10 protein-coding genes are annotated in these 8,848 nt (G+C 30.6%); 9 read left to right on the forward strand and 1 reads right to left on the reverse strand.

What is annotated here, in order from left to right:
* The first annotated feature begins 72 nt into the window (after positions 1–72).
* The 6 genes from tyrS (at position 73) to RR430_RS06880 (ending at position 5,377) form a co-directional block, all read left to right on the forward strand.
* Positions 73–1,317, forward strand: a complete 1,245-nt coding sequence (tyrS, locus tag RR430_RS06855) for a tyrosine--tRNA ligase (protein ID WP_332488502.1) — start codon at positions 73–75, stop codon at positions 1,315–1,317.
* A gap of 153 nt (positions 1,318–1,470) precedes the next feature.
* Positions 1,471–1,989 carry a hypothetical protein gene (locus tag RR430_RS06860; RefSeq protein WP_332488501.1) on the forward strand — a complete coding sequence of 173 codons (519 nt, stop codon included), beginning with the start codon at positions 1,471–1,473 and terminating at the stop codon, positions 1,987–1,989.
* Positions 1,990–1,992: 3 nt separating this feature from the next.
* Complete coding sequence (locus tag RR430_RS06865; protein WP_332488499.1) at positions 1,993–3,624, forward strand: oligosaccharide flippase family protein; 1,632 nt, start codon at positions 1,993–1,995, stop codon at positions 3,622–3,624.
* Positions 3,625–3,627: 3 nt separating this feature from the next.
* Positions 3,628–4,323, forward strand: a complete 696-nt coding sequence (locus RR430_RS06870; protein WP_442878275.1) for a pseudouridine synthase — start codon at positions 3,628–3,630, stop codon at positions 4,321–4,323.
* Between the two features lie 93 nt (positions 4,324–4,416).
* The gene (locus tag RR430_RS06875; protein ID WP_332508824.1) at positions 4,417–4,833 is read left to right on the forward strand and encodes a hypothetical protein; all 417 of its coding nucleotides are present in this window, start codon (positions 4,417–4,419) and stop codon (positions 4,831–4,833) included.
* Positions 4,834–4,855: 22 nt separating this feature from the next.
* The gene (locus RR430_RS06880) at positions 4,856–5,377 is read left to right on the forward strand and encodes a hypothetical protein (protein ID WP_332488497.1); all 522 of its coding nucleotides are present in this window, start codon (positions 4,856–4,858) and stop codon (positions 5,375–5,377) included.
* Between the two features lie 28 nt (positions 5,378–5,405).
* On the opposite strand, the gene ispH is transcribed toward RR430_RS06880, so the two are convergent.
* Complete coding sequence (gene ispH, locus RR430_RS06885) at positions 5,406–6,317, reverse strand: 4-hydroxy-3-methylbut-2-enyl diphosphate reductase (RefSeq protein ID WP_332488495.1); 912 nt, start codon at positions 6,315–6,317, stop codon at positions 5,406–5,408.
* Between the two features lie 56 nt (positions 6,318–6,373).
* Between ispH and RR430_RS06890 the strand changes: the two genes are divergently transcribed.
* From RR430_RS06890 to RR430_RS09325, 3 genes are all read left to right on the forward strand, one after another.
* Positions 6,374–7,741, forward strand: a complete 1,368-nt coding sequence (locus tag RR430_RS06890) for a DEAD/DEAH box helicase (protein WP_332508825.1) — start codon at positions 6,374–6,376, stop codon at positions 7,739–7,741.
* Positions 7,738–8,574 carry a deoxyribonuclease IV gene (locus RR430_RS06895; RefSeq protein WP_332508826.1) on the forward strand — a complete coding sequence of 279 codons (837 nt, stop codon included), beginning with the start codon at positions 7,738–7,740 and terminating at the stop codon, positions 8,572–8,574. Before RR430_RS06890 ends, RR430_RS06895 begins: the two co-directional genes overlap by 4 nt.
* A gap of 106 nt (positions 8,575–8,680) precedes the next feature.
* A partial coding sequence (locus RR430_RS09325; protein WP_442879636.1) for a prolipoprotein diacylglyceryl transferase family protein occupies positions 8,681–8,848 on the forward strand: 168 nt, incomplete at its 3' end.

An 8,848-nucleotide genomic window follows, 5' to 3' on the forward strand; every position in this document is an offset into this window, starting at 1 on the left:
GAATTAAGGTGGTACCGCGTTATTAAACGTCCTTTGTTAGGACGTTTTTTTTATTTTCAGGAGGAGAAGAAAATGAATTTTTTGGAAGAGTTAAAATGGAGAGGTTTAGTTAAAGATTGTACTGATTTACTTGGATTAGAAGAGAAACTTAAAGAACCAGTTACAGCATATTGTGGATTTGATCCTACTGCTGATTCATTACATGTAGGTCACTTACAACAAATTATGTTATTACGTCGTTATCAAAATGCTGGACATCGCCCTATAGCGTTGTGTGGTGGAGGTACGGGGATGATTGGAGATCCACGTCCAACAACTGAGCGTAAATTATTAACTGTTGAAGAGTTAAATTACAATGTTGATTGTTTAAAGAAACAGTTAGCTCATTTTATTGATTTTGGAACTGATAAAGCTATATTACTTAATAACTATGATTGGTTGGGTAAATTTACGTTGTTGGAAGTATTAAGAGATTATGGAAAATATTTTAATGTTAGTTATATGTTAGCTAAAGATACCATTGCATCTCGTTTACAAACAGGAATTTCATTTACTGAATTTACTTATACAATTCTTCAAGCAATTGACTGGTTAAAGCTATATACAGAACACAATTGTGAATTACAAATTGGTGGATCTGATCAATGGGGTAACCTTGTATCGGGAGTTGATTTGATTCGTAAAGTTAAGGGTGATACTGCAAAAGTATTTGGTATTACATCTCCATTAATTACGAAATCAGATGGTTCAAAATTTGGTAAGAGTGAAGGTAAAAATATTTGGTTAGATCCAACTAAAACAAATGCATATGATTTCTATCAATTTTGGTTTAATACAGCTGATACTGATATAATCGATTACTTAAAACGTTTATCATTAAAAACACCTGAAGAGATTATGGCTTTGGAAGAATCTATGAAAGCAGCACCACACTTGCGTGAAGCGCAAAAAGCTTTAGCTGCTGAGTTAACTGAATTAGTACATGGATCAAATGGATTAGCATCAGCACTTAAAATTACTGAAACACTATTTAAAGGTGATATTAGAGACTTAACAGCTGATGAAATTCGTCAAGGATTAGCAGATGTACCTAAATTTAAAGTTGAAGATGGTGCAAATTTGATTGAAACACTTGTTGATTGTAAAGTGTGTCAAAGTAAGCGTGAAGCACGTGAATTAATTCAAAATGGATCTATACAAATCAATGGCGAAAAAACTACTGATTTAGATGCAATACTTGAAAAGAAATCTGCTTTTAATTCAGAATTTACTATTATCAAAAAAGGTAAGAAAAATTACTTCACATTAGAATTCTAAGACTATAAAACTAAAAGTTTCTTGTATACATGACTAACTAGTAATTAAAGTCATTTGTATGAAGAAACTTTTTGCTTGTGAAAGTGTGAACTAATACCCTTGTATTATATGAATTTAGGAGAGTTTATGATAAAATATCCAAGAGGTGAGTTCATGAAAAAATGGTGGGTAGTTTTAATTATTTCAATCCTTCTTTTAAGTGGGTGCCAAAGTAAAAATAGTAATGAACTCGATTCAAGAAAACTAGATGTTTATAAATCAAATATTGAAACTTTACAAGAAGTTAATTCTATAGCTGCGACATCAGATAATTTTATTGTTAGTAGTGAGATGAGTACATTAGCTGATGGTACACATAGATATTACATTATAATCGATAATGCAAATGAAAGTATGTATAATGTGCAATTGATGGCTTTAGAGGTAGGGGTTGATGCGAATTCTGTTATGGCTCCTTCAATTGGTATATTAGATGATGAAACCTATAATTTAATATCTAAGGATTCACCAGTTAAAGATGGATATGTTAAAGGATTAGTCTTAAGTGGGGACACAACAAGTAATTCTATTGATGTTAAATTAATGATATCTTGGACAGATAAAAGTAATACAAAAAAACAAGAAGAGTTTTTACTACTTCATATTGATACTATGAGTAGTAATGGAGATTAAACGATGACACAAAGACAAAAGCAATCTTTCATGGCGGGTGCTTTAACAAGTTCTGCTGGAATATTTATTTCTAAAGCTTTAGGGTTATTTTATTTAGTTCCATTAACAGCGATGGCAACAGAAAATAACATGTTTTTTTATACTCAAGCTTATACATATTATGAATTATTATTAAATATTTGTACGGCAGGATTTCCATTCGCTATTGCAGCACTTGTCGCTCGATACGCTAATAAGAATGATTTTAAAACTGTTATGTTAGTAAGAAAACTATCTATGTCATTAATGCTTGCTTCAGGATTCGTTATTGCAATCGTATTTGCAGCTATTTCGTTTCCATTGGCAAAAGGTTCACTTGGTGCAAGTGCTCCAATAGAGGATATTAAAACATTACAAAATTGTTTTTTTATTTTAACTCTAGCGGTTATTTCAGTTCCTTTTTTAAGTGTTTTTAGAGGATTTTATCAAGGACTAAAAGAATTGAAAGTATATGCGGTATCACAAGTAATTGAACAAGTAACACGCATAGGATCTTTACTAGCTTTAGGTGCAATATGTATTTATATATTTAAACTAGAAAGTATATTTGCTATTTATATGGCGGTATTAGCTACTTCGTTAGCAGCAATTATTGCAATTGGTTATTACTATCGTTTTGATCGTAAAAATATTGGAGATTTAAATAGAGCTGCGAGATATCAAAAGGAACCGGCAGTTCCTGCAAAAGAATTATTTAAAGAATTATTGATATTTGGTATTCCTTATTTATTAGCTTCAATTTTAGGAAATAGTATGAGTCTAGTTAATAATTCATTCTTTATGAGTGCAGTAAAAGCAACTGCAGAGAATTATGATCATTACACTTTAATTTTAGGTATGATGCAAGGGACATGTAATAAACTTACTTCAATTCCACAAGTACTAGCGATTGGTTTTGGTGCAGGGATTGTACCTTATCTTACTATCTCACTTGAAAATAAGAACTGGAAAGAATTACAAAAAAATGTATTGGATTGTTTAGATACTGTTCTTTATATTGGTATGCCTTTATTCTTATGTTTATTAGTACTTGCTGAACCGATTTATTATGTAATGTATGGAGATGCAAATCTTGCATTAGGTTCAGAGGTTCTTCGTTGGAGTAGTGCTATATCAATTACGGGTACATTGTCACCAATCTGTAGTTCAATGATGATGACATTAAGATTAAGAAGGCAAAGTTTATTTTACTTATTCATTGGATTTGTTGTTAAAGTAGTTTCATTCTTTTTATTAATTGATATGTTTGGCTATTCGGGAGCATTGACTTCAAGTATACTTACATCAATTGTTGTTATATTTTTGAACTTACAATTAATTCAAAACAAATATCATGTTCATTATGGTAGAACATTCAAAAGATTTTTTAGAATATGTTTATGTCTATTTGCAATGAATGGCTCATTCGTATTATTACGTTTAATTGGGCTAGATGCAGTAGGTAATGGGAAATTGTATGGTGTCTTTATATTAGGGATTTATGGAATTGTAGGAATGGGAGTCTACTATTTTACTAGTGCTTGTTTGGGATTACCTAAAGCAATCTTAGGGGTTAATCTAACCGGCTTAATTAAAAAAATAGTAAAGAAAAAATAAATTATGATGAGAATAGATAAATGCCTAGCTCATTTAGGGTATGGCACAAGAAAAGATGTAAAAAAAATTATAAGAAGTGGTATCGTTAGCATAAATGGAGTTATTTGTACTAAGGAAGATTTTAAATTTGATGAAGAAAACGATGAACTTTCGATTGATGGTGTTAATGTTCTTTATTCAAAATATGTATATATCATGTTAAACAAACCACAAGGTGTAATTAGTGCAACTGAAGATGGATTACATGAAACAGTATTAAATTGTATTCAAGATTCTACTAAGGGTTTATTCCCTGTTGGAAGACTTGATATTGATACTGAGGGTTTATGTTTAATAAGCAACGATGGACAATTAGCACATGATTTACTATCACCAAAAAAACATGTTGCTAAGACATATTATGTCGAAATCAGCAATCCATTAACTAGTGAACATATTAAATTATTAGAGTCTGGTATCACCATTGATGGTGATGAATTATGTAAGCCAGCAAATGTAAAAATTCTTACAGATAATTCGTTGGAGTTAACAATCATGGAAGGAAAGTTTCATCAAGTTAAGAGAATGATGATTGCGTGTGATTCTGAGGTTACTTATTTAAAAAGATTAACAATAGGATCATTGGTGTTAGATAGTGAATTAGAACTAGGGGAATGGCGATATTTAACTGACCAAGAATTGGAAAGTTTGAAACAATAAATTTATATTTTTTATAGATAGCTCAACTGTTGTTGAGTTTTTTTATTGAACATATGTGGGATATGATATACTTACTTTAAGGAGCGAATAATCATGAAATTAAATAAAAAGATAATTTTAGCAATATTAACGATATTAGTTATTATCGGGTTTTCAATTTATTTGTTGATACCAAATGAAGTAAATAGTTTTCTAACAAGCAACTCTGAGAGCGGAAACTTATATATTCTTTTCCTAGCACCTATTTTATATTTTTCTCCGGTTGCTCTATTAACATTACTAAGTGGATTGAAGTTTACTAATTTTACAGAAGAAACATGTAAGAAATTGTTGGTATTTGTAATCATTACATTTATAGTTTATTATTTAGTTATATTTATGTTAGTGATATTACCTATTGGTATCCCAACTGCTTTATATAATTTAGTCAAATTTTTATTGATTAATAGTAATTATTTAGGATTTGTAATACTTGGTATTATTTTTAGTGCTAGTCTAAAATTAGAGTAATGTCAGAAAGTGAGGGATTATGATGAAAAATAGAAGAAGTAAATTAATTGCATTTTATATTGTAGTTTTAGTTGTTTGTTCTGCTTTGTTGGTTATTTTTTATCCATCTGCATATGATTTAGTTAGATATAATTATGATTTAACTTGGTTACAAATATTAGGATTCTTTGTTTTGCCTATTATGTTTTTCTCATTTGCAGCTTTATTTGCTTTAGTTACAGGATTGAAATTTACTAAATTAAGTCATCAAACAAGTCGAATTATTCTTCTGATTTCTTTTGGAATTATGGGTGTTTATTTTGCAATTGCAATTGCTTGGATATTAGGCGTATCTTGGATTGGAAGTCTAATGTTAAAAATAGTTTCAATAGTTTCGGACTTTAAATATTTATTTTTAGTATTAGGAATTATGATCAATGCTAGTATTGATCTTAAAGACTTAAATAGTGAATTGAATAATAGCGATGAACAAAGCGCAGATTCAATTAAAATGATGATTAAACCTATCGAAGAGAGTGAATCTTCAAATTTAAGTGATAAATAAGTAAAGACATCCACAATTGGATGTCTTCTTAATCTAATAGATGTTTTATGTCAATCTTTAAATGTAATAACTTGTTTGTACTTGCATAGTTATTAAGTGATTGAATGACTTGGTTTGTTAGATATGTAGGGGTACTAGCACCGCTGGTAATAGCAACTCTATTGGCGTCTTTTAACCATTCTTCTTTGATGTCATTTGATGTTTCAATTAAATAAACATTTGGAATATTGTGTTCAATAGCAATCTCTTTTAATTTATTACTATTGTTTGATTTAGGATCACCTACAACAAATAAGCAATCAATATTTTCTAGTTTTTCAATTGCTTCTTGTCGAATACGAGTAGCGTTACATATCTCATCAAGAATCTCGATATTAGGATATTTTTCTTTAGCTGCTTCAAGTACTTTATAGATTTCTATAATACTCATGGTAGTTTGATTTGTAACCATTATTTTGTTGTATTTTGGAAGATTTACTAAATCGTTTTCGTTTTCAATAAAGTGTACGTGTTCAGAGATAGCAATGACTGCTTCAGCTTCAGGGTGATGTTTCTTTCCTATATATAATACTTCATATCCTTTTGATAAATATTCTTTAACAATCAATTGTGTTTTTGTCACATCATCACAAGATGCATCAACTACGATTAATCCTTTTTCAATTGCTTTATGATAGACTTCTTCACTTATTCCATGGGCAGTAAAAATAACTACACCAGATTTAATTTTATCTAATAATTCTAGTCTTGTTTTACCTTTTTCTTCGACACATTGTATGCCAAGTTGTTCACAAGCTTCCACGACATATTTGTTGTGTACAATCATTCCTAACATAGTTATTGTTGTGTTAGGATATTTATGGGCAGTTTGTTTAGCTAAATTGATAGCACGAACCACTCCTTTACAATAACCACGTGGTATTACAGGGATTATTTCCATTTCAACATTCCTTTCTGTGTCTAAAAATAGTATAATACACATGGAAGGATGATTCTATGAAAACATATCAAGATTTTAATTTTAATAACAAAACGAAAGAGTTTATTCGCTTAAACAGCTTCGTGGAACCAACTCCAATTCAAAATGCGGTAATTCCAATGGCAATTAAAGGGAAAGACATAATTGCGATTTCAGATACCGGAACGGGTAAAACACATGCTTTTTTAATTCCTTTAATGGAAAGAATAGATACAACTCAACAAATTGTACAAGCAGTAATAACAGCTCCTACGCGTGAATTGGCAATGCAAATTTTTAAGAATGCAAAAGAAATGATGAAAGCTGATCCAACATTACGTGTAAAATTAGTTACAGGTGGTATTGACCGTATTAAAATGGCTGATTCAATTAAACAGCAACCACATATAGTAATTGGGACACCAGGTCGTATTAAAGACCTCTTCTTGGAACAATCGGTATTGCGTGTTGATACAGCTTCAATCTATGTAGTAGATGAAGCGGACATGACACTTGAGTACGGATTTCTAGATGATGTAGATGCTATTTGTGGAAGAATGGGTAGTAAGTTACAAATGATGGCATTTAGTGCTACAATTCCAACAGCATTGAAACCATTCCTAAAAAAATATATGAATGCACCTCAGACTATATTGATGAAGGATGATCATGCATCAAATCCGAAAATTGAACATGTGTTAATTCCTTGTAAGCACAAAAGTTATGGTGAAGCATTATTAGACATGTTGCCAGGGTTTATGCCATATGTATGTTTAATATTTGCTAATACAAGAGAAGAGGCAGGGGAAGTTGCTGCATTATTACGTAAAAGTGGAAAAACAATAGTTGAAATACATGGTGGTTTGCAAGCACGTCAAAGAAAACAAGCCATGAAACAGTTAGAAAGTTTAGATCACACTTATGTAGTTGCAACAGATATTGCAGCACGTGGTCTTGATGTAGAAGGTATAACACATGTTGTATCACTTGGATTTCCAAGTGAGTTAGATTTCTATATTCATCGTTCAGGAAGAACTGGTCGTGCAGGTAAAGAAGGAACATGCTTTGCCTTATATAAGGAAAGTGATGATAAAGCAATCCACTTACTAAAAGAAAAAGGGATTCATTTTGAACACCGTAGTTTTAAAAGCGGAACTTGGACTGAATTAAAACCGTATGGTCAAAAGAAAGTTGCTAAAAATGACTTACGCGAAAAAGAAATTGCTAAGAAAATAACTAAGAAAAAAGAAAAAGTAAAACCATTATATAAAAAGAAAAAAGCAGAAATGGTTAAAAAAATTAAGCAAAAAGAACGTCGTGAAATGATTAGAAATGAAATCAAAAATCAACGTAAAGAAAGATATAAAACTGAACAAAGACTTAAATCTAAAGGTATTATTGAATGATAATTGGTTCCCATGTATCAATGAGTGCACCAGATTATCTACTTGGTTCTGTAAAAGATGCATTAAGTTATGATGCTAATGCACTAATGGTTTATACTGGAGCACCACAAAACACAATTCGTAAAAGTGTTGCCTCTTTAAAAGTAGAGGAAGCAAAAGAATTATTAAAAAGTAATAACATTCCATTTGATAGGATGGTTATACATGCTCCGTATATTATTAATCTTGCAAATACTATTCGACCTGAAACATATGATTTAGCAGTATCATTTTTAAGACAAGAAATTGATCGAGTGACGGAGATAGGTGCTACATATTTAGTGCTTCATCCAGGGTCTTATGTTGGTGCAACTCTTGAAGAAGGCATTGCATCAATCATACAAGGTTTAAATGAAGTGGTTAAGGAAGATGATGATATAATTATTTGTCTTGAAACTATGGCAGGTAAAGGAAGTGAAGTAGGGTATTGTTTTGAACAAATTAAGCTAATACTAGATGGTGTTCGATATCTTAATAAGTATGGCGTGTGTTTAGATACATGTCATATTCATGATGCTGGATATGATGTGTTAAACATTGATTCAGTATTAGAAGAATTTGATAGAATCATAGGGTTAGATAAACTTTATGTAGTACACTTAAATGATTCTAAGAATATCAAAGGTGCAAAAAAAGATCGTCATGCAAATTTAGGCCAAGGTGAAATTGGTTTTGAAGGATTGTATCAAGTTGCTCATCATCCATTATTGGAGGATAAAATAATGATTTTAGAAACTCCTTGGATAGATGATCAGCCTCCATATAAAGAAGAGATTATGATGTTACGAAAATAGCCAGTTAACGCTGGCTTTTTAAATATTTAGAAATATTTGAGGGATTTATTATTGACTTAGTACTTTAAAAGGCATATTTTTTATTTATTGCGAAGGAGGTATACATATGCATAATGAACTTTTCAAAATTGGTGGACTTACATTTTATACATATGGTTTTATGATAGCAATCGGTATTGGATTAGGATATGTTGTTGCACAAAAACGTGGTAAAAAATTAGGAATGAATGTAGAGGTATTTGATTCATTGGCTATATGGTTATTTGGATTTGGT

This window comes from Anaerorhabdus sp., from assembly GCF_036641015.1.
In the GTDB taxonomy this organism is placed as follows: domain Bacteria; phylum Bacillota_I; class Bacilli_A; order Erysipelotrichales; family Erysipelotrichaceae; genus Anaerorhabdus.